The organism is Pseudochryseolinea flava (assembly GCF_003286915.1).
GTDB classification, from domain to species: Bacteria; Bacteroidota; Bacteroidia; order Cytophagales; family Cyclobacteriaceae; genus Ohtaekwangia; species Ohtaekwangia flava.
In genome coordinates this window covers 115,655-137,798 of sequence record NZ_QMFY01000006.1, presented here as the reverse complement: position 1 = coordinate 137,798, position 22,144 = coordinate 115,655, and the positions used below count along the sequence as shown (strand labels likewise).

Here is a 22,144-nt window from a genome sequence, read left to right as displayed (position 1 = left end):
AAAAGCGTTACTTCCGACATTGCATCCGTTAACAAAATTGACATGGCTAAAATAGTAGCTACTTTAAATATTGCGCTCAACGGTTCTTGTGATCATACTTCCGGAATCGCGGACGAAGGACTACATGATCATTACACGGATGTAATCAGAAACTCTGATATTATTCTTTACGGTAGAACCACCTACCAACTCATGGAAGGCTACTGGCCGGGATTGGTAAAAAATCCCAGTGGAGAAAAGTCGATGGATGATTTTGCTAACGCTTTGCACCATATCCAGAAAGTTGTTTTCTCCCGTACACTAAAATCTCTGAGCTGGGAAAATTCTGTTCTTGCTACAAAGAGTCTTGAGGATGAAGTTCAGTTATTGAAGAAACAGCCTGGTAAGGATGTTTTAATTGGTAGTCCAAGCTTGATTAACGCGCTGGCAAAACTTGATTTGATCGACGAATATCACCTTTGCATTCACCCTGTCATCGCACAAGACGGATTACTTCTTTTTCACAATATCCCCGAACGCCGCGTGCTTAAATTAAAGAACACTAAAATTTTCAAAGCCGGACAAGTGATGCACTATTACGAGAGAATCAAAGATTAAATTACAGCGCGCTACGCCTTCTAAATACATTCCGCGTGTGTAACAGATTCATTCTTTTCTGCAAACTCACACTGATACTTCAATGCTTCGTCGAAAAAAATAGATATTCTGTTGCGTCGCAAATAGGCATTCTTTTTTTCCTAATTTCAGTGGCACAATACTACACATGGCAACATTTCTGCAGGCAGAACAAAAGTAAAATAGTCTACTCTACTTTCTTTTGTATTTGCCAGTAGTGTCCAAAAGGGTCTTTGAACATCCCTTGTCTGTAACCATATTCGTAGTCCCTTGCCGGATTAATTTCAATTGCTCCTGCTTGAATAGCCTTTTGCATTACAGCATCGACATCATCCACAAACAGTCCGATGATTGTAGTCACACCCATTGCGCTGATTGGCTCAAGCGCGTTAGAGCTGCGGTTGATTTCATGCACGTGAAAAGTTGCGCCATCCAATTCCATCTCTGCAACATGAATACTACCGTCATCATTTCGAAAACAGAAATGTTCAATGGCGCCAAAATCTAAATAAAAGCCGATGTCATGCGTGCCCATCGGAATGTGAAGTTCAGGCGCAAAGCGTGTTATCTGTTTTGTGGCCATGTTTCTCATTTTACATTTTAAAAATCACTATCGAATAAACGGTTGGAATTCGCGATAAATGTTTTCGAGATAATCTTCCATGGTACACGGTGGATATAATTCCATAAAGTCTACCTCGTCATGCGTTACTGAAGCGGCTATACCACGGGATGGAAAAACCAATTGATTTGAAGTTTTCCCTGCACGCGACCTAAGGGTTTGATCGGGATTATCAATGTCTTCACCACGTTTAAACTCCTCCCACAGCTTCTTAATAACAGTTTCGTTAGAAATGTAGATCATCTGCAACCTCCCCTCTTTAAAATAAAAAAATTGCCCTTCGCCCAGATCAACACGCAGCACATTTTTAATTTTTTCGTAAGCCACATTTTCCGTGACTTGATCATCACCAATTCGATGTTTTAAAACGAATTCAGTATAATGTTGGGCAAAGCATTTTTTGTAGTCCTCAAGTTTCATTACGTACTATTCTCCCTGTTTTTTTACGTTGACGAAACACCAATATACAAGCTTTCAGATATTTTCACACGGGCTGGAATAATCACGCGCAATCCTCAATCGAAGTTGATTTTTAAGATAGCCCCCTTTCGAGCAACGGACTTTTTTCTACATAAACTTGCGCAACCAATTGATTGCACTATATTTGCAACTACTTGATTGCAAGTAAGCAAAAAAACAATTCAAACGTTAACTCATAAAATTATGGCACTCATCAATCCCTACATTCATTTCAATGGTAACGCCGAAGAGGCATTCACATTCTACAAATCCGTATTCGGTGGTACTTTCAGAAAAATTATGCGTTATGGTGATTTGTCAAGTCCCGAGCATCCAATACCCGATACAGATGCCAAACGTATCATGCACATTGCCTTGCCTATTGGACAAAACACAGTGCTTTTAGGAAGCGACGTTATGCAGGTGATGGGAAATGTAAATGAAAACGACAACAGAAATTCAATCGCCATCACGGCGAACAGTCGCGATGAAGCGGATAAATTATTTACGGGACTTTCAAAGGGCGGAAAAATTGAAATGCTGCTTTCCGATGGACCACTGGGATCATATTTCGGCATGTTTGCTGACCAGTATGGCGTACAGTGGATGGTGAACTTCGATCCCAAAGCTTAACACGTTGGACAATTTACCAACTCAATGGATGCTTGACTCAATCGCTTGATATGTGATTTGTTTGCTTTTCGATGGCGCTTACCAAAGCTTCGTCGCTCACGCTCACATCCCATTGTGGATCCAGGCGTAGGCGGACAGTTTGCGCGCCACCGGAAGGTGTACAAATTACCTCAACTTTGTTTTCCGAATTTTCGGTAAGCTGAACAGCTTCTTTCGCAGCCTTGCCATTTGTACCAGTAAAAGCTTGTACACAACTCCAGCGCGTACTGTTGCTGTCTGTAACTTCGCGAGATCTCATCTTCTTAATGTTTTAAGAGGATGATTGTAAAAACAAATGCCGGAATGCGTTGTTGTGTTACAGGAAAAATTTATTCTATCCAACATTCAACGCACCTGGTTTGCCGGTATAGCAAATAACTAGCGGAATGAAAGGGCTGATGTTTGAAAACCTATTCGCACCGCCCAGCGCGAGGGATACACCGGATCGTCCTTTTTATAAAGGAAGTTATACAGTACAACCATCGTTGATTCAAGTTTAGGATGGAGTAAAAATTTTCGTCCAATACCCGCAAATGCTGCAGACGTCCATTTGGTTTTTGCTGCAGACTCTAACCGGAAGTGCCTGGTCGCATTGTTGGCGAATTCTCCATACACAAAAAACTGACGCACAACTTCGTAACTCGCAAAAGATTTATAGCCGAACACAGTCGCGGCGAGTTTGGGCATAGAGTCGGTAAACGATTGCCGATAAGTACCACCGATACCGGCAATGAATCGCGCATTGAACTTATAGCCGATAGCGGGAGAAAGATCGATTGTTAAAGGATCGATACTCGGCAATTGGAAATTGAGTGCCACATAAAGACGCTCACGAAAACTTCGATCCGCAAGCGACGTTCGTTTTACAGCCGTTGATAAGTCATTTGAATTTGGGACAATTGAATATTTACGCATGAGCAAACTCATCTTTCGCTCTATGCCCTTTAGGAATGCGGGGTTTTCTTGAAAGTATTTCATCAACAACGCTTCCGCCTTCTCTCGTGCTTGCGCTTTCAAATATGACGAGTCACCAAGTGTTTTTACATCGGAGAAATCCTTAACATCGGCTGGGAGCACGTCGCGATAGTCCAGATCATTTAAGGCGCGTAAAGAATCGTGTGACGGAAACGTAGGCGAATAGCGCTTGGTTAGATCGCCAACTTTCGCAGTCGCTTCACGCGAGATTTCACCACCAATCGATTCTGTATTTAAAGAATCAGTGCCAAATGACAATTGCAGATGTTCTTGCAATTTCGACTTCACAAAATTGATAGTAGTAGTATCCGAAGAATGAAGGATAGAATCTGTGGCGTTTATATTTGACACGCTTGCAGAATCAATCGGTTTATAATCTCTTACGGCGCGCCACAAGCTATCGCTATAGTGTTTGTAATACTTTCGCAACCTTCGATTAAATTGAATGCTATCGCGATGTAACATCCGTTTTGAAACACGTAATTTCTTCTCCGCATGCTTAGCCGTTTCGATCTTCGCCAATGATTTCTTTGATAGCCGAAATTGAGGAAACTTTTGTGCTGCCGTGTCGAACGAAAAAATTAGCACTAGCGCAATGACCAGGACTATGACAATATAGTTCTTCATCATTTCAAATTAATCCGTGACCCAACGCTAAGTCCAAAGCCTACTGGATAAAATTCCATATATCGCGGAACATATTCGACGCTTTCAAATTCATATAAAATAAGCGCAGGGGCATAGTAGACTTTGAGAAGAAATCCCTTATCAGGTTTTTGAAATCTGTAACCGACATTTAATAGCGTGGCAAGCGTCTTCGTGTACCGAACGTCTTCAAAATCCCAGCGTTCTCTGTTATCTCTCAGCCCTTGGATGTAGTTTAAGCAGATACCAAACTCTGCATGGTGCTTTCCTTGTGGTCTGTTCCAATACGTAAAACCAATTGGCTTACTGAAATGGTTATACTTACCCCTTACGCGGTAAAAGGAAAATCCTCCATGAACGCCCCAGACTTTTTTATCGGTCTGTTTTATCACGTGCTCATAATTTATGGAATACAATCCTCCACTGTTACCGAGGAATTCTGCATAAATGTTTTGAGCACACAGCTCGGGTGAGAAGATCACCCATAGAAATACGATTGATAGTATTTTCACAACGGTTATTTTTTACAACATCTTCTAACAACGCGCTGCAACAACAAATGTGTTCCAGCAAACACCTTTAGTATAATTTAGCGTATCAACATGTCCTCTTCTACACTAAATCTAATAAGAAAGGCAAGTTTGTTCTTCAATGGCCATTTCCAAAATGCCTGCTGACTGGGATTTGCCACGAACCCGTCAATTTTATCGATAGCAACGTAACGCTTGTCAAGCTTCGTCTCTTAAAATAGCAAAAATTCGTTACAGTGTATCAAGTTCTTTTTCTACCGCGGCCAACAGGGCAATCTCCCGTATTGCTGCCAATTTCCTAATACCTGCTATTGATAGTGCTTCATTCGTGAATGGCGCCACAAACTCTTTAAAAAATTCGTTAAGCTTTTCAACCCTGCTCGTTCTATCGATAGATTTTTCAAAACTAAAAATATCATCATATGTCGCCGGTTGACGTCTAAAAAGATCGCCTACATCCTTCTTAACTAAGTCCTTGTTAATCGAATAATGCATTGCAAACATTCTTTGCACATAGATTTTGATATTCAATTCAAACCGATCTGCAAAATTTGATTTCTGTAAATCCAACACAACGATGCACTCTGGACTTTCCTTGAACCAACCACCGAAAGCTCTTTCAAAGCCAACCATTTTTGCAGACTGATTAAATTGCGTCTTGAAGTCGTCCTTGGTCATGTTAAGTCAGCTTAGATAACTATGATGTCCAATATGCGAGTCATGAAGTATTGATGAGCTATTTTTTGAGCATAGTCATTATTTTCAATTTCATTGTTACACAACTTATCCATAAAATTTACATCGACTCCAATTCAGTTTGTACGGGAGGCAACATCGCGATTTCACCATTTCGCAAGTGCTCTAATACCCGCCTTAGATAACGCTTTATTCGTGAACGGCGTGACAAATTCTTCAAAGAACGAATTCATCCTTTCTCGGTGGATTGTATCGTCTGTTGAAGAGGTATTAAACTTCAATACATCATCATACTCCGCAGGCTGACGTCTAAAAATATTGCCCACCTGTTTCTTTACTAAATCTTTACTCTTGGGGTAGTTTTTCGCGAACATACCTTGAACAAAAATTTTGATGTTCAAAAGATAAATGTCTCCATGATTAGATTTTTGTAGATCTAATACAACGGTGCACTCTGAGCTTTCCTTGAACCACCCACCGAAAGCGCTGTCGAAGCCTTTGAGTTTGGCAACGTCGTTAAATGTATCCTTAACTTGTTTATCGGTCATCATAATCTATTACATGAAGCAACGTGTTTAATCGTGTCAAAGCAAAATTTTAGACTCCTTGAGCTTAGATTTTTCATTATTGTTTCGATTTACATCAGCAAAGATCACTTTTAAGTTTTCACGTATACCAACTAGGTTGTAAATTAGGCAATGCTCAAAATTGTTTTCTTAAGTTTAACTTATGTCTTGTATAAATCTAGTAAATGTTTCACTTATCAGAACCGCTTCGTCTTTTGACATTCCGATAAATGGTATTTCATATATTGAACCAGTGAACTTCTCTATTGCGTACGCATTGTCGCCTCCGTTAGAGGCAAAAACAAAAAAACCAGGGATATATTCATCGACTTTGTACCCTGAGTTCAACTGAATCATTTCCGTCAAAGGCCATAAAATGAAGAATCCAACATCAGAACTAATTTCAGCCCCATTTGCATTTTCAAAAAAATCAATAAATCCTATTGGCAAACTAAAATTGACTGCGGCCAAAAATTGCTGTATCTCTTCTTTCGTGGGAGGGTTATTCTTATTAATCATATCTTTATCTTGTAGTTCGCATCAATGAATTCCAAAAATTAGTGTATTGCAAGTGCTGTGCAGGTGTTAAGAATATCTTATTTGACAGATCCGTGGGACTTCCCCCGAATTTGACGGGGTGAATTTCGTGTATTTGTAAGCCTCTTAACAATTCATTATTTGCTTTGTGCAATGCCGCGTTTGTTGAGTTCGCCAGCTTTCTAGCCGAACTATACTCCGCTCCCTCTAGCAACCTAAACGGTCCAGAGGGTCTGATCGCACCGCTTGGGTAGCCGGTCCAATCTGAAACTGAGAATGAACCATTTGGAAAATTATCAACATTACCTCGAAGGCTATATTCTGCAACCTGTGAGGACCGTAAACTAAATTTGGGTGCCGCAAGATTCAATTTCGGCAAAAAGTATCCAAGTGCAAAAGAACCAATTTTATCAGCGGCGTGTGGGTCTGCTAAGAAATTCTTTCCGAGATCATAATTTCTACCTAAGAAATCCGGTTCCGTCAAATAATTATTGATGCCCGTGCCCAAACCCATTAATGTTGGGATGTAGTCTTTGGGGCTCAGCAGAAAATCCATTGTACCAACGGTTCCATTCCACACGTTGATACTGACGTTCTGTGCAAACGCTAGATGAGAATATAAAAGATTTCCAAATGTAAACTCTGGTCCAGCAGGTGGCACCGGATCTATGTTCAGGCCTGATAAATCTGCATCCATTTGTGGATAGATAAATGGTTGCCATAGGTTTACTCCCCAGAACTCTGCTCCTTCCAGTTCAATACCGTCGATTAATCGATTCTCACTAAAAGCATAAACGCTGTTGTATTTATAATCTTCCGCTAAAGGATCCAACGCCGAGAATCTTCCGAGGGCAGGATCATGCATACGATATTTGTAGTGATACCAGCCAAGATCAAATTGTTCTTGTAACTCTTGCCCTTGAAATTTTACGCGACCTTCTTGAACGTCTTCGACACTCGCATCACCACTATGGTAATAATTTCTAGAAAGCTCAGTTTGATTAAAGCTTAGCCCGAATGGATAATAATCTGACGATTGATAAACTTGTAGCGTAGGCGTAGTTGATTGGTGAACCACTGCGAGATCATCAAAGAAAACATTTGTCGCAGCATTTACTTTCGATTCATTGGCCACATAAATGAATACAACACCATCACCAATAGATTCGGGCACGTGCACATCGAGTGCTAACTTCTGCCACGCTGAAAGCGCAAGATCTGAAATGCAAGCGTATCCAAACTGCCGTGCGTGGTATACTTCGCCTACTTTCTCCACGAGGATATAACACAAATACGCTTTCGGATAACTATTAGCTTTCGGCACCGATGCTGCTTGCGCGGGTAAGTAGTCGTTAACAGCATTAAACAAAGCAGCGTTCTCACCTGTTGGGGTCAACCCTAACGCCGTTGTAACCAATGAAGTGATGTTTGCAACAAGTGTATTGGTACCTGTGATGGCGGCACTGTATCGCCCGTAGACGTGTGATTGAATATTATCACCGCCCTGTACGTTAAGTTGAATTGACGGCCCTACGGCCCTGCCTCCAGAAACCGCTGAGTTCAGCTTTGAAGCTCTTATTGGCGCAACGATTTCAGCAGATCGTGAAGTGTGATTGTATGTTGCGTCACCAGCAATACCTTTAAATGACTGCGCTTCTTTTGTGGCCCGTACGGCCTCCATTGTCGCCAAGTAGTTTTGCGATTTACCACCACTACCGAATACCACGCGAACATTTTGTTGATGATCGCGGATATAGTACTCGTATTCATATCCCGTAGGCCCACGAACGACTCGACCTTCAGTGGTTTCAATCGACGCAAGTTTCCCATCCCAATATTGAATTGCACCGACGTAATCAATTTGTTCTAGTATTTTTGTTGGCGATGTTTCCTTCGACAATGTTCGAAGTTTATTTCCTGTTGCATCGTATTGATATTCAACGACGCGATTTCCTGACAACTGAATTTTCGTGGGGTAATCAAGGTGGTTATACTCGATCAATACAATTTCCTTGTTAAGATCGGATTTCAAATTTCCATCCAGATAGTACTCATACTCAGTGTTGTTCTCCCCCTCTACATCGGAAACAAAATTGCTATGGGTAATTGGCTTTTCGGTGTAACCAAAAGAAGACTCACCAGACCAATAAGTAGATTTATCTACAACGTGCCGCAATGCATTACTCTTCGATTGGGTGACGCTTGCGTATTGGTAGAGAAGGTCGTCGATGTTTGCAACGGCTCCATTTACTTTTCCATACCGCTTCAGTGTGCTAATGTTTCCATTGATATCATATTCCATGATCTCATTGAACATATTCGGATTACCGTTCCAGTTCGCGCCATTTAGCGTTGCATACCGCGCGCTTTTTAACCGGTCGAAAACGTCGTATGTAAAAGCATATGCTTTTTGTTTCGGTGGATCAACTAAGTTGTTTGTGTTCCATTTTATCGCGCTGATGTTTCCGTGAAAATTTTTAGTGGATGCTGTTCCATTAACCACGAGGCTTTTATCATAGTTAATTTCCATTCCGAACAAGTCATTAACATCGTCGTTATTACTGCCATCGGCATTAAACGACACATTGTTAATACTGCTGAGCCACCCTTGAATATTATAGCGGTAATCGATTGACTGCAGATAAGTTTTACCGTTATCTGTTGAGTGTAGATTTTTTTCAATAACCTTGCCTAGCTCATTGTATTTGAAGTTGGATAAGATTACGCTCGGGTTGTCTCCCACCTGGTGATACACATTCAATAATCGTCCTGTGTGATCGCGGGAGTATTCTTTCTGGATGACGATGTTGGAGCCATGACGTTGAAGTTCTTTCAATACATTTCCGGTGAAGTCGTACAGGGTTGTTACACGATCAATTGTTCCAAGATGGTTCTGTCCAACTTTCTGAAGAATACGACCTTTAGAATCATAATACGTCACACCATTCAACCAAGTATCAGCGCCTATTATTTTTACTTTATACCCCGTCGAAAATCCTTTAGGCGGGTTTCGCCATGCGGCCGGATAGGGAAGTTGATGAACGTCGTTTACTTTCGGATAGGCAGTCTCGGCCTGAAATTTATAGTTGGATGAATTTCCATTGTCCTCCCAGTTTGTAAAGCCCAAAAAGTCATAAGAATCGTAATACTGAATTGTTAAGATATCAGGTAGGGAATGGAGTGGTAGGGCAGTATTGCTATAACCTATTTCATTGTTGCCATTAACTTCGAATCGGACGGATGCATTCGCAAGCTTCGTTGTTAACTGAGATCTCAGGCCTGTTGTGATGCCCGTGATAATAACACGGTTGTGGCAATCGTACTTTGTATATGTCCATTCATTTTTTAGTCGCTGCTCACCATCCTGAACGAGCACCTGTCTATCCCAGCGATCAAATATGGTATAAATCCAATCTGCTCCTGGGATTTTCTTTCCGGTAATTCTATTGAGGTGATCGTGCTCATATTGAAAGCACCAGCGATTGAGAAAGTCAATCTTATTGGTCGAGCTGTTGTATTCGCTTAATTTCTCTACAGCAAGCGGAGGAAAAACTAGCTTTAGGTTTCCACCGAAATCATAGATAAAATAGGTGACTCTCCACAGCTTTTCCGCGCCCTCCTTTTCCATAATGAGCCGACCGAGTTCATCTTTTGCTTTAATAATTGTTTTGCCGTTAGGCAGTACATGTTCGGTTAGGAGTAATGCGCCCGGTGGGTAAAAAGTGTTTGCTGACGGCAGAGACGACGTAGACCAAAACAATACTTCGTCAGCGACATTAAAGCGCGTAATCTGTGTTGTCGGTTTTGAATTGGCATCATTGTGCCAACTCCAGCCGGGTGCATATGTTTTACTTTCAATATTTAGCTGGGACTCGTGAAAGTAATTGAGAGAATAGGGCTCCGAGTCTGAAGGAATCCCCACAGTACCATTATAGAATACTTTTTGTTCTTCTTCTGGTGAAGACCTGAATTGACTATTACTTTCCCCGGTATACGGTAAATACGATTTTGGCTGCCTTCCGAACTTGTCATATTGCTTAAAGTTGACAACATCACGTGATGCCGGACTTTGCTTCACATCAACAGATTGCAATGATCTGCCGATTCCATCAAAATATTCGTATGATACAATCTTATCTGGATGCAACGCCGCTGTGACCAATGCTTCCGTGGTCATTTTCTTTTGCAGCGTTTCTGTCCTGATCGAATTTTTATCAGGCGATGCCACACCATTGGCTGTTTTATTGGCGCTAATAAAAAAGGAACCGTGAGCGGATGCCTTCAAGCTAAACCCTGGACGCAACAGGCCAGAACTATTGACAACGTAAGACGATTGCTTGCCAACGCCAGCCAGGGCCACGGCATGTACAGTCGAGAAATCTTGCGCGTTGGCTAGTTGGATTGACACTGCCAAGATGATATAGAGTAAAATACGCTTGACCATAATTAAGGACAGGTTCTAAAGAAGTTGAAACTTATTATTGATGAAATCCCACTAGTTCCGCAAGCGTCAATCGCGACACACCTCACGTCGCCGCTACCAATACCTGGCGGCAAAATAGGTGCAGTAATCGTCTGTGATGCTCCCTGCGTAGCCCAAGTGGATGAGCCAGCTGCTCTATATTCCCAACGGTAGGTCATTGCGCCGTTGCAGTTTCCTACAACGTTCACTTTCAGTTGTGTTGGGTGTGAGAAATGACGATTGGCAGGAGCGGTACATGATCCATAAACATCAGCACCTTGTATACCTCTGCAAACATCGCCAGCCACCGGACCATCCGCGCAGATTGAGACGCTAAGTGCGGCATTTATCAATATTGTTTTTTGAGCTTTTGCAGTTCCATATTCCGGATTAGATTTCGCAACGGTAACGACGTAAGCTCCAGGAGAAGTGTAGATATGTGTTACGCTATGCGCTGTTGTCGTCAACGTCTGGCCATCACCATAGTCGTATGTAACGTTCGTGGTATTCAATGAACGAGTCTCATTATTAACCGAAATCGTTACGGCCCATCCAACAGTCAAAGACCCACTTACTGAAATTGTCGCGGTAAAAGATTCATTCTTGTTATCAGCAACGACGTGGTAGCGATAACGGTGTTTAATGTTATTCTCATGATCTCGAATTAACCGAAGTTTACCTTGCTCGCCATATTCGAAACTTGTTTTAACCCCATTCGCATCGGTTACTGAAGTAGGACCAACAAGCGCCCGGTTATCATATTGTTTTCTAAGCTGCGATGTACCAGGATTAACAATTTCTTCTTTTATCACCGTGTTTGCCAATTGTGCATCCCACACATATGACACCGTTGTGCCATCTATGGACGTCTGTTTTGTCAAATTGCGAGTCACTGGGTCATATTCATCATAGCTATGAACTTTTCTTAATACCGTTTTATCATGAACAACATCACCGTGCTCAGTAACGTATACCGATCGAAAATCTTTGGGATTGATTGCGCCATCAAAAGCGTATACCTCCGAGGGTTTGGCAACGCCATTTATGATTTTGAACGTATTGTATTTTGCGGAAGTAAGTTTTTCTGTACCCCCTCTCAAAATCGACGTCCGTTCCTCAATTATTGTATTGAATTTATTCTTCTCCCACAGCAATAAGATTGCTTTCAGCGCGCTGGATGCATGAATACCTGCCGAGGGGTTTTCAGAAAACTTAAATGCATCATCGCTAACATACTTGAAGGTAGTTTTGATTATCGTCCCGTTTGAGCTCATAACCTTCGACATCGGATACGTAAGCTTCCTTATTTGGTCGTAGTGAAATTTAGTCTCCGATTGTACAAATTTGTTGATATCATAATTTAAGGATTGATCGTATACTTTTTCAATTACGTTGTCCAACAAAATCCAATCTGCCGAAATTGAGAATCGGCCATATCGTATCTTTTTTCCTCCATTATAGGGAAAGCTTCCGCCTATGAATCCTTTCAGCGTTGGAGGTTGATATCCGAAAGGATTTACGACGTAGTTGTTCGTTGTAGATTTTATTTTTCTGCCAGCCTTATCATAGATGGTAGTTTCAAGAGGTAGACCGGAGAGATGCTCACGTTCCTCTAACTTTAGAAACGGAAACACATCCGCACGATTCAAGTCCAATATGACATTTCCATCTTTATTAACATCCAAGGGATCTGAATACACTGGGTTAATCTGAGCATTGTGCGAACTAAAAGTTTTTACCTCGTATCCATTGTGATCGGTGGCGCTTGCTCCATTATACACAATCACCTTGTCAACAAAATAAGACGGCTCTCGATAGGAACGGTTCTGTGGTACAGAAGACATTACTTTGAATCGCTTGTACAAGCTCCGATTTTCATCCCAACAGTTTTCAAAAGATTGTAACACGGGTTTGTATGAACTAATTGGCTTTAGCGTGTAAACGAAAGAACGTTCTGCTACGATGCTACCATTGATATCATGATCTTTAATTGTTTCTAGCATGTTACAGCCCTGCAATGAGGTATAACCGCCAGTTGGATATTTGATTTGAATGAGTCGTGCAATGCAGGGGCTTCCGTACGTGGGGTCGCGGTAACTTGATGGGTCGTAAGCATGCAACATTTGTACTTTGTTGCCGAACGCGAATTGTCCGGCGACAGGCAGATACTCGGGAGTACAATAGTTGATACTCCGCATGTACCCGTTAACAGTCTGTAAAGGACTGATTCGTCTCGGTAAAGCCTCACGAGCATAGTAGACAAAACTATACAACGGGTGTTCTAACGTTGTCGTTGAGAGTTCAACTATACCATCGAGAAATAATCGATTGTAGTTGTACTCCTTCATTCCCTCATAAACATATTTTCGTAGGAGCTGATCATTCGGAGGGGTTGACTTAAAATTTGAAGCGTCTAGCGGAGTTGCATTCTCGTGTACTTCATAATCGTCATCCGGTCCATACTTTTCTACTGCGACCATCGCCTCTGATAGCCACATGAAATTATTAGCTACATTTGCTTCTACTACTGAATAATTTAGTTTTATATTCCTTATGGTTTCATTTTTCATGTTAACCAATGTTATACGGTCATATTTTATGGCGCCAGGTAAATCATTCCTGCCTGAGGAATAAAACACAACCTGATTACCAGCAGATGTTTTGATATTTTCTAGCCTGATGAGCGACTCGGTAACAATAGACTGATTCACAAATATTCCTTCCGGGTCTACCCGATCTGTTCGCGGGTCAAAATAATTGAGCTGTCCTTGAGTTACGGTTTGTGGAAAATTCTCGCTACAGGAATAATCAAAGTCGGGACATGCCTTTGTAAAGCCTGCATAAGCTTTCGTAACCTTTTCGCCCCTTACAATGGTGTGATGACGGGTGTCTCTACAGGTTGGGACGTCAAAAATCGTCATCCACCGAAAGCAAACATCCATCTCATACGTGTAGTTAGAGATTGATGTAAGTAGAGGAACCTTCCTAGTTACGACTGGCTGAGTCGCGTAAGTTGTTGTCCCTGACTTAACATAATTAAAATTGATTGCATCGCCTTCTGTAGATGTAATTGCTATCAAATACCACTTTGACGTATAGGTGGGGTTGATTGTTTCGGACATGTGTGCTTTGGCTACCACGAGTTTATCGCCCAGGTAAAACCAATCGTATTGTTTAACGTCGTCGTGATAGTCGACAAACGTATCGTTATTCCAATCGAAGGCAAAGTTTGCAACCATGTGAAACGTCTCGACCTTACGCTCTTCTATTGCATTAGGGGACAATCCAAATTGGTAATGTGTACCATCTTCAGTCGTGAGATAAAACCCAGTGATCCTACCATTTTCGACCTTATATGCCATGCGTAGAGCTTGACGTGGAATTGGCACCGGCGCGCCGTTATCAATAATAAATCGAATGGTGCGGCCTGGAATGTAAAGAAAGAATTCATCAGGTTCGGCATCTGCCTTATTCCTTTCAAAACGATCAGTCCACAAGGGTGGGTCAATAACATTTGCGTTCAATTCATTTTTATATTTCCAATACCCTTTATTAGGATCTTCGTCCGGCAAGCCATTTAATTTCCTGACAACATAACCACCGGCTCCCAAATTCCATTTAAGTCCCGCGGGACTTGCAATATCATCCACACTGACTCCACTAGCGTCATAACTCAATGAAATCGGTACGCTTAAATCTCGACTCGGCAGCGTAAACAAATTCAAATTAATTTCGGGCTGTCCCGTCGCATAGTTAATCGGTATATTTCCAAATGAACCCAATGCGGACTTCTCCGGCGTACTTGGACTATAATTCGAATAGTAGTCACTACTCGCAAAACCATTCGTCTTCTTTTGGGCGAACACAATATTTCCACAGAGTATTAAAAGCACACCACACAAATTCCTGCACAACGGTTTTGTAAATTTTAGAAAGCGCATAGTCAAACATTAAAGTGTAAAGTGTTTGCTAGGAATAACTTGATGAAAACAAATTCCTAGAACAGCATAGCTTTCCTCTCTGATCAAAACTCGAAAAGCTACAAGACGTTTTCCATGGAAGTTCCTGAAGACTTCCATTTCCATTTTTGTTGATATACAAGTATTGTAAACACATGGCGACGGTTCGTACTAATGACACCACCGGCATTCCTAGAACTAATGCATTACCCCTAACGGTTAATCAAATAAAATATCAACAGGAGAGAAAACAAAAAAAAGCGTTTCGGGAAAACCTAACTTTTTTATCAAGCACTACATGCAGAACCTGGTGATCAGTTCTTGCAATTAATTTATATGATCACCAAATGAATCCTTTTACTTTTTTATGCGCCGAGCAATGCTAGTACTCACCACCAATCCTTCTCTTGGTGTGATCTCCTTTCAAGAACGGCAATCTCGAAGGTACACGCGTAAGCCCTGTCGTATCGGTTAACGTTCCAATAAAAAGAATGATCTGCTTTTTCTCAAGCGATGTCAACTGCAGTGCATCCGTCGGAAGGGTTTGATTATCTAGTATAATTCCTAATCCTGCTCCACCACCGCGATTGTAAAAATCAATAACCTCCTCCAATGTTTGATAAACACCATTGTGCATATACGGCGCTGTCAATGCTGCATTCCGAACGGTAGAAGTTTTAAACATATCGCGTTGCAACGATTTTGATGAGACTAATATCTTTCCTGCGTCACCATCACGAACAGGTCGCAGCGAATCTGCATTACCTGGGACGCCCAACACTTCTGATTCCGTTTCCACAAACATCGGTGGTACGCTTCCATTAAACAACGGCATAAAATGACACGTACCGCACTTTGCTTTCCCCATGAATAAATTTAAGCCAGCAACTTCATCAACGTTGAGTGTATTTTCGCCGCGAATAAAATGATCGAATTTTGAATTGAAACTACTCAGTGAACGCACATAACTTGCAATGGCAACGCGAATATGCTTTGCCGAAATGATTTCTGTAGAATCTGCTGCAGGGAACGCTTTCTTGAACATCGTGCGATATTCTTCGCTACTTTCTAAACGTTTGCTTGTCGACGTAATATCACCATTCATCTCAACAGCATTATGAACGACGTCCATCACTTGCTCTTCGAGGAAAGCAACACGAGAATCAGAAAATTGTGCTTTCTGAAACGTGGCATTTATCAGTGTGGGTGCGTTTCTAAACACGGCATCACGACCGCCGAATGCCAGGCTTTTTTTATTTCCATCTGTAAATGCTTTGTCGGGCTGATGACACGAAGCACATGCCCGCGCATTATTTCCTGATAAAACAGGATCAAAGAAAAGAACGCGTCCAAGTTCAATTAAATCCTTCGATGGTGCGAGTGATTGTGTTGCCGTTGACGAAAAAAATGAACGACGTAAAGCCGCCGCATCAATCACGTTCGGATAATTCATATCAACCGCAGTCAACCATTTGTTGTTTATAACACCCAACCGTTGTTGATGTCGATAAATTTGTTCGCTAAGCGGAACAACATATCGCTGAATAAAACGAGCGCGATCAAATGAATTAAAAGTCCAACGTTGTTGTAGAAAATTATCTAAAGCAGAAAAAAGACTATCCAACTGCCTTGCTTCTTCGTACCGTGGATATTGTTGTAAAATATTTTTTATACCAAAAAGTGAGTGACGTGTTTCTGAAACCGAAAGTTGCGCCACGGGTGAGTCAAATCCTGAAATGCCTAGGCTCACTATCCGTAACAATTCTAAGCGACAAGCTTCGAAAATATTTGCGTCGGTAAATTGATTACTCTCATACAATTGCTTAACACGTGGCATCGTTGACTTAAGAATACCAATCTCTTGTAATAGTTCCTGATGTTGCAAGGTATCGTATTGCGGGTAAATCAATTCCTCGATCACTTGAAAGCCTGTCGGCTCTTGTATTTTTGAATCATAGTCCTCTTCTTCGGGTAATGCAGGGCCATTCACTGCCTCTGATACATTCGCAAAATAATATTCAGTCAACGGCTCAATGTGTTTCCAATGTAAACGCGCTCCAATGAAATGCTTTCTTATCTTATCGACAGGTGCTTTGTTCTCAACAGCGTCATACAAGCTATCTACACACATCGCCATTGAATCAATTTGCTCACGGTAGTAGGCTTCTATTTTATCGGCTGGCGTTGCATTTTGTTGAGACACATGATTACATGACATCAATGTGCATGACGCAATGACGAGGAACAAAAAATATTTCATAGCAATTGGCATTCATAAAAACTGCCCGGTCAAATGCCGAGCAGTTTTCATACAAACATTTAACCCTTAAAATTTATCTCGGTAAGCCTTTGATGATTAATACTTGGCTACCTTGTTTTTCGTTTACGCGAATTGAACCACCATCAGGATTTCTGAAATAATCCGATTGCCAGGTGTGTGGTTGAACGTTAAGAAGAAAGGTATTTTCGCTTCCGATAATATCTGATATATCGATCATCGCGCCATACTCCCACGCGCCATAACCCGCTTTGCCTTTTACGGGCTCAGGATATGCACCACCAGAGACGGCGTTAAATTTATCTGCATCAGCTTCATTGCGTCGTGGATCTACTTCAAACACATTTTTCAATTCCTTCGTTGCAAGATTATATTGGTATATGCGTGAATCGTGCTGCTGATCATTGTAACCTGAATTTGGATCTTCCTGGATGTAAGCATAATTGGTTGTGACCATGATGTTATCAGGATTTTGGAATGCCTTGGCAACGCCTTCGCGATCGTCACCATCAAGAATGAGTTCAAGCTTTCCTGTTAGTGGCGACGTTTCGGATAATACAAGTTTGTAAGTGCGTCCATATTTAGAACGTGAATAGTCCGCGTTCACACCTGTGTTATTTTGGCCCGTCACATTGAAGTAGACTTCTCTTCCGTTTGCACCACCGCCTTTTCTATAGTCTATATCTTCTACGCGTCCGAATGCAATCGCCTTCAAACTATTTGCCTCCGTGTTCATCTGCGCGCCACTCAATGCACTCGCGCCAGCAATTTCCATAAACTCAACATCAATTTGCTCACCGGTTTCGATGTCCATCTCACGCTGATTTTGATCTACTCTACGCAGCACATATACTTTTCCATTTGTCAGGTCACCAACTGTATTAGCCAAGTAAAGCGCGAGTTGTCCGCCACCAGCATCTGACTCATCGTCACCAATAACAATAGCTGTCTTCCCAGGATAGGCTGTCTTTGGAAGTGGTACTGCGTTTTCTGCATTCCATCTTCCGAGCGCTGGTAATGCTTTAGAAAACCCTGCACCAGAAGATGATGCTAACGGATTTAGACCATGCGTTTGTGAATCGATATTTGATTCTCCACAAGTGAAGTACACCGGACCGAATCCATGTTCAGCAGGTGTTGCTAGCGTGGCTGAGCAAAGACGCCATAATCCGCCACTAGAGTTCAATAGATATTCTCCCGCCACTGGTTTGAACGATTTATCCAACGTAATGCGCGAAACAGAAAAATTATCTTCGTGATTCACCAATAAAGAATAACCAAGCGATGTTTGCAATAATCCAGCGCCATCGGCCGATCCACCAAAAATAAAGTTCGGTGTTTCGATTAATTGATCTTCACTACTGATTAAAGGGAATACTTCAACATTCTCAAATCCTGCAAGCTTCTTGAGTAGTGCAGGCGTAATAGAATGTGCCTTAAGGTTAATTGCGTTCGGTGGACCTGGAGCTGGATCACCCTGATCGCCTTTGTCGCCTTTTTCTCCTTGAGGACCAACATCTCCTTCAGGACCTTCACACGATGTGAATGCGAATAAGGCTACTACAAGTAGGCTCATTATACGATTGGAAAATCTTCTCATGTACAGATTAAGTTTTTTTTCAAAACTAAGTCTGTCATGTTTCGCTACGATAACTGAAATATTACCGTAGGATTACAATTTGCGAAAAACGACCAACCATACTTAACATGAAGTATCGAACATTGGTCCTCGTGTGTTTTTTAAGCACAACGGTTTACATACCTGCTGGAACCGCGGTCTGGAGCAAAAACATTATCTACTGTTGAAGAGATTCGCGTTAGATGGGAACGCGACGATGTCGTGATCTTATCGTTTGGATCCGGCCGATATAATTTCCTGGTAAAAGATAACCTTAGCGTGTGTTACGGGTGATGTCGTTCCCTAAGTGAAATCATCGGAAAAACGAACATTAATTTCTGTTATTCACCTTGCGCTTGCCGAGCAAAGGCGAAAATATCAACTATTATCGTTACCTTTGACGTACTTTAATAATCTATTCTTCCAAAGCTCGCCAGTTTCCGGCCATCCCTCACTTTCTCTTTGGAAATACTTTAATAAAGCATGGATTGAAACCATTGATTAGCAAATCGATGTTATCAAGGGAACGATAACTTGGCTAATCTGATGTAAGCAAAGCGTTTGACTCTTCAAGGAAGAACTCCAAACCCTGTTCGCTGTTTTATCCTACTACACAGCTCGACAAAACAGATGAGCGAAGGGCTATTGGCCACTTCAGGTTCTGCACCGATGATTATTTTAATGAATACGACTTTCAGCAGTTGTTTCATTCGCATTTATTATTCGAAAACAAATTAAAAACAACCAGTTCATAAATTATGGCAGAAACGTTCAACAAAAAGGAAAAAGAAAAACAAAAGCAGCAAAAGAAAAAAGAGAAAGAGCAGCGTAAAGCTGAGCGAAAAGCAAACAAAAAACCAGGTCAGTCGTGGGAAGATATGATCGCCTACATGGATGAGAATGGCAATCTATCCTCAACTCCACCGGATCCGAACAAAAAGCAGGTTATCAATCAAAACGACATCGTGCTCGGATCTAGAAACATTGAAGGAATGATTACCAATCCGATCAGAAAAGGTCGTGTAACATACTTCAACAAAGAGAAAGGCTATGGTTTCATCAAAGATCTAAAGACTCAGGAAAGCATTTTTGTTCACAGTAGCGTGTTAACGATGGAACTGAAGGAGAACAATATGGTATCCTTTGAAACTGAAAATGGATTTAAGGGTCTTACCGCCATTAATGTTAAGATGGCTTAAGCATTAATACTTCTCATCGCTACATTTCAATGAATAAATCTTCCTCAACTTTCAGGGGCTGCTCGGCATTTGAAGGTTGAGGAATACTTGCATCCAGTAGCCACAGCGTCACCAAAATTACGACACACCATTGTTCGGAATCGTTTCGCTTTCAACCGATCAATTGCATTCCATTTTTTTATTTAACTTTACCGCGGATATGCAAAATATCAATTCACGATATCGCCTTATTGCCGGAATTGCGGCTTAATTACAGACACTCTTTTCTGACCTCCGTCTGTAATTCTTCCCTTTCAAATCGTATTTCTTAACACGATGGCATTGCCTATTTCCGGCAGTTTCCATCAAAAACATTTCGGTAAAATGATATCATTGAATCAATACGGCTGGGATCATTGTTTCCAGTCTTCTCAAACACAAAGCGACTTACTCATCGGGCGCGTCACATCCATACAAGGATTTAAATATTATATCATCACCATACACGGAGAAAAGGAAGCTGAGCTTTCCGGTAAACTCCTTTATGAAATCTCTGCAGAGGAACTTCCTAAAGTTGGTGATTGGGTCACGATGAAAGATTACGAAACGATGGGATACATCATCGATGTATTGCCACGAAAGAATGTGCTTTCACGAAAAAATCCAGGAAGCAAAACAGAACGCCAGCTTCTTGCTACCAATATCGATTACGCGTTGGTTGTGCAAGGACTTGATCGTGACTTCAACATCATGAGACTTGAGCGCTACATCGTGCAACTGATGGCGTGTTCCATTACGCCCATCGTGGTACTAAATAAAGCAGACCTCGTCAATGATTGGAATCCATTCAGCAGCGAGATCTCAACATTACAACGAGACTGCAAGATCCATTTTTGTAGCACGTACAACGGTATTGGGATCGACGAATTATTTAACAGCGTACTCGAACCGCGAAAGACATACATCTTGATCGGATCATCGGGTGTTGGAAAAAGTTCGTTACTAAACGCGTTGATGAATAATTCCCTCCGAGCGGTGAGTGACGTTAGCACCTTCAACAACAAAGGGAAACACACGACTACGACGCGTGATCTTTTCCTGTTGCCTAATGATAGCATTGTGATCGACACGCCTGGTATGAGAGAATTTGGACTCACGTTCGAGCGCGGCCATAACGATGACGAATTATTTCCAGCGATTCACCAGTTCGCTGCACAATGTCGTTTTTCAGATTGTAAACATCTTCACGAAAAAGATTGTGCGGTGATTGCTGCTGTTGAGCGGGGTGAACTAGAAAAACAAGTTTATGAAAGTTATCTGAAATTGGTAAAAGAACAGCGACGTTTTGAGATGAACGCTGAAGACAAAAAGCGCTTGGGAAAAATTGCGGGTAAAATGTCGCGCGAGGCACAAGAAAATCGGAAAAAGTATAAATACTAGTTGCAACACGCGACAACGTGCTTCTACAAAAAGGTCGGTGATCGGACACGATTATCGGCCTTTCTTCACCGCATAGTATCAGTGCGAAGTCTATTTACACGCTTAAAAAAAGACAACAAATGGTACAATATAAGATCAAACCACATTTGCTATTATTTCTTACTACCGTTGAGCAATCCCACATCCGGCATCCACAAGTCGGTATTTGTTGACCAAAACGGTAACCAATCGCCTACCCGCGCCCGAACATGATCAAGAAAGTGCGCAAAGTTGCTTCCGAAACATACGTGCGCTTACATACCGAAATACATTGAAGAAACCCTCCACGTTGCCCTATTATTAGCATTGAATTATCTTCGATAAAATTCCTTGACCTGATCTTCTTTTTTTCACCAACGTTACCAGGGAAATAGACTGATCAAACACTCATCTGGAATTTCATAAGATAGCACGTTATTATTTTTTGACATACCCCCAATTTTATGCAGATGACAAAAGAACAAGAACTGGACATCTACCGCGAAGCGATCGCGATGAAAAACCAAGGAAAATTCGAACCTGAGATTCGATCTGTTCTCAAACAAAAAGGTCTCGATGATGCTTACATCACCAATGCGTTGATGAACATCTACAGACTCGAATCACCACAGGAACGCGCTGAAGCACAAGCAAACGCTGGTTCAGGGACAAGCAGTATGGTTATTGGCGGACTGATTTGTGTTGGCGGAATTATTGCAACAATGGCTACGAATGGACAAGTACTGTTTTACGGTGCAATCATCGTGGGCGCAATTCAATTCATAAAAGGATTAGTACAAGCTAGCAACGCCGATTAATCATTGACCAATAATTGCCGATATCATGAGCCTTCTACATAAAGAGAAGGCTTTAT

At 41.6% G+C, this 22,144-nt stretch carries 17 protein-coding genes; 5 read left to right on the top strand and 12 right to left on the bottom strand.

The genetic code is table 11. From position 1 onward, the window contains the following. Positions 1-42: 42 nt before the first annotated feature. On the top strand, positions 43-597 hold the full coding sequence (locus tag DQQ10_RS13355) for a dihydrofolate reductase family protein (RefSeq protein ID WP_112747382.1): 555 nt from the start codon (positions 43-45) through the stop codon (positions 595-597). Between the two features lie 205 nt (positions 598-802). Here DQQ10_RS13355 and DQQ10_RS13350 read toward each other — a convergent pair whose 3' ends face one another. Together DQQ10_RS13350 and DQQ10_RS13345 are read right to left on the bottom strand one after the other, a co-directional pair. Further along, positions 803-1,198, bottom strand: coding sequence for a VOC family protein (locus tag DQQ10_RS13350; protein ID WP_112747381.1), 396 nt, complete (start codon positions 1,196-1,198; stop codon positions 803-805). Between the two features lie 27 nt (positions 1,199-1,225). Continuing rightward, entirely contained in the window at positions 1,226-1,657 is a 432-nt protein-coding gene (locus DQQ10_RS13345; protein WP_112747380.1) for a hypothetical protein, read from the bottom strand. A gap of 243 nt (positions 1,658-1,900) precedes the next feature. Here DQQ10_RS13345 and DQQ10_RS13340 point away from each other — a divergent pair, with 243 nt between their 5' ends. Continuing rightward, positions 1,901-2,329 (top strand): VOC family protein, encoded by a 429-nt coding sequence (locus tag DQQ10_RS13340; protein ID WP_112747565.1) that lies wholly within the window; start codon positions 1,901-1,903, stop codon positions 2,327-2,329. Positions 2,330-2,366: 37 nt separating this feature from the next. On the opposite strand, the gene DQQ10_RS13335 is transcribed toward DQQ10_RS13340, so the two are convergent. From DQQ10_RS13335 to DQQ10_RS13290, 10 genes are all read right to left on the bottom strand, one after another. Next, entirely contained in the window at positions 2,367-2,627 is a 261-nt protein-coding gene (locus DQQ10_RS13335) for a hypothetical protein (RefSeq protein WP_112747379.1), read from the bottom strand. Positions 2,628-2,746: 119 nt separating this feature from the next. After that, positions 2,747-3,973, bottom strand: coding sequence for a hypothetical protein (locus tag DQQ10_RS13330; protein ID WP_133259641.1), 1,227 nt, complete (start codon positions 3,971-3,973; stop codon positions 2,747-2,749). Further along, entirely contained in the window at positions 3,970-4,500 is a 531-nt protein-coding gene (locus tag DQQ10_RS13325; RefSeq protein ID WP_133259640.1) for a hypothetical protein, read from the bottom strand. Before DQQ10_RS13325 ends, DQQ10_RS13330 begins: the two co-directional genes overlap by 4 nt. A gap of 249 nt (positions 4,501-4,749) precedes the next feature. Beyond that, on the bottom strand, positions 4,750-5,196 hold the full coding sequence (locus tag DQQ10_RS13320; protein WP_112747376.1) for a DUF4304 domain-containing protein: 447 nt from the start codon (positions 5,194-5,196) through the stop codon (positions 4,750-4,752). Positions 5,197-5,360: 164 nt separating this feature from the next. Further along, the gene (locus tag DQQ10_RS13315) at positions 5,361-5,765 is read right to left on the bottom strand and encodes a DUF4304 domain-containing protein (protein WP_221409727.1); all 405 of its coding nucleotides are present in this window, start codon (positions 5,763-5,765) and stop codon (positions 5,361-5,363) included. A gap of 171 nt (positions 5,766-5,936) precedes the next feature. Beyond that, positions 5,937-6,299 carry an SMI1/KNR4 family protein gene (locus DQQ10_RS13310; protein WP_112747375.1) on the bottom strand — a complete coding sequence of 121 codons (363 nt, stop codon included), beginning with the start codon at positions 6,297-6,299 and terminating at the stop codon, positions 5,937-5,939. A gap of 4 nt (positions 6,300-6,303) precedes the next feature. After that, complete coding sequence (locus DQQ10_RS13305; protein WP_112747374.1) at positions 6,304-10,761, bottom strand: DUF6443 domain-containing protein; 4,458 nt, start codon at positions 10,759-10,761, stop codon at positions 6,304-6,306. A 2-nt stretch (positions 10,762-10,763) separates the two neighbouring features. Further along, on the bottom strand, positions 10,764-14,720 hold the full coding sequence (locus tag DQQ10_RS13300) for a PKD domain-containing protein (protein ID WP_112747373.1): 3,957 nt from the start codon (positions 14,718-14,720) through the stop codon (positions 10,764-10,766). 400 nt (positions 14,721-15,120) lie between these two features. Beyond that, a complete protein-coding gene (locus DQQ10_RS13295; protein ID WP_165823925.1) occupies positions 15,121-16,998 on the bottom strand; it encodes a cytochrome c peroxidase in 1,878 nt (625 codons plus the stop codon). A 73-nt stretch (positions 16,999-17,071) separates the two neighbouring features. Further along, positions 17,072-18,616 (bottom strand): PhoX family protein, encoded by a 1,545-nt coding sequence (locus DQQ10_RS13290; RefSeq protein WP_245970407.1) that lies wholly within the window; start codon positions 18,614-18,616, stop codon positions 17,072-17,074. A gap of 776 nt (positions 18,617-19,392) precedes the next feature. On the opposite strand from DQQ10_RS13290, the gene DQQ10_RS13285 reads away from it, so the two are divergent. From DQQ10_RS13285 to DQQ10_RS13275, 3 genes are all read left to right on the top strand, one after another. Beyond that, the gene (locus DQQ10_RS13285) at positions 19,393-19,833 is read left to right on the top strand and encodes a cold shock domain-containing protein (protein ID WP_112747370.1); all 441 of its coding nucleotides are present in this window, start codon (positions 19,393-19,395) and stop codon (positions 19,831-19,833) included. A 363-nt stretch (positions 19,834-20,196) separates the two neighbouring features. After that, on the top strand, positions 20,197-21,252 hold the full coding sequence (gene rsgA / locus DQQ10_RS13280; RefSeq protein ID WP_165823924.1) for a ribosome small subunit-dependent GTPase A: 1,056 nt from the start codon (positions 20,197-20,199) through the stop codon (positions 21,250-21,252). 482 nt (positions 21,253-21,734) lie between these two features. Further along, positions 21,735-22,088 carry a hypothetical protein gene (locus DQQ10_RS13275; RefSeq protein ID WP_112747368.1) on the top strand — a complete coding sequence of 118 codons (354 nt, stop codon included), beginning with the start codon at positions 21,735-21,737 and terminating at the stop codon, positions 22,086-22,088. The last annotated feature ends 56 nt before the right edge of the window (positions 22,089-22,144 follow it).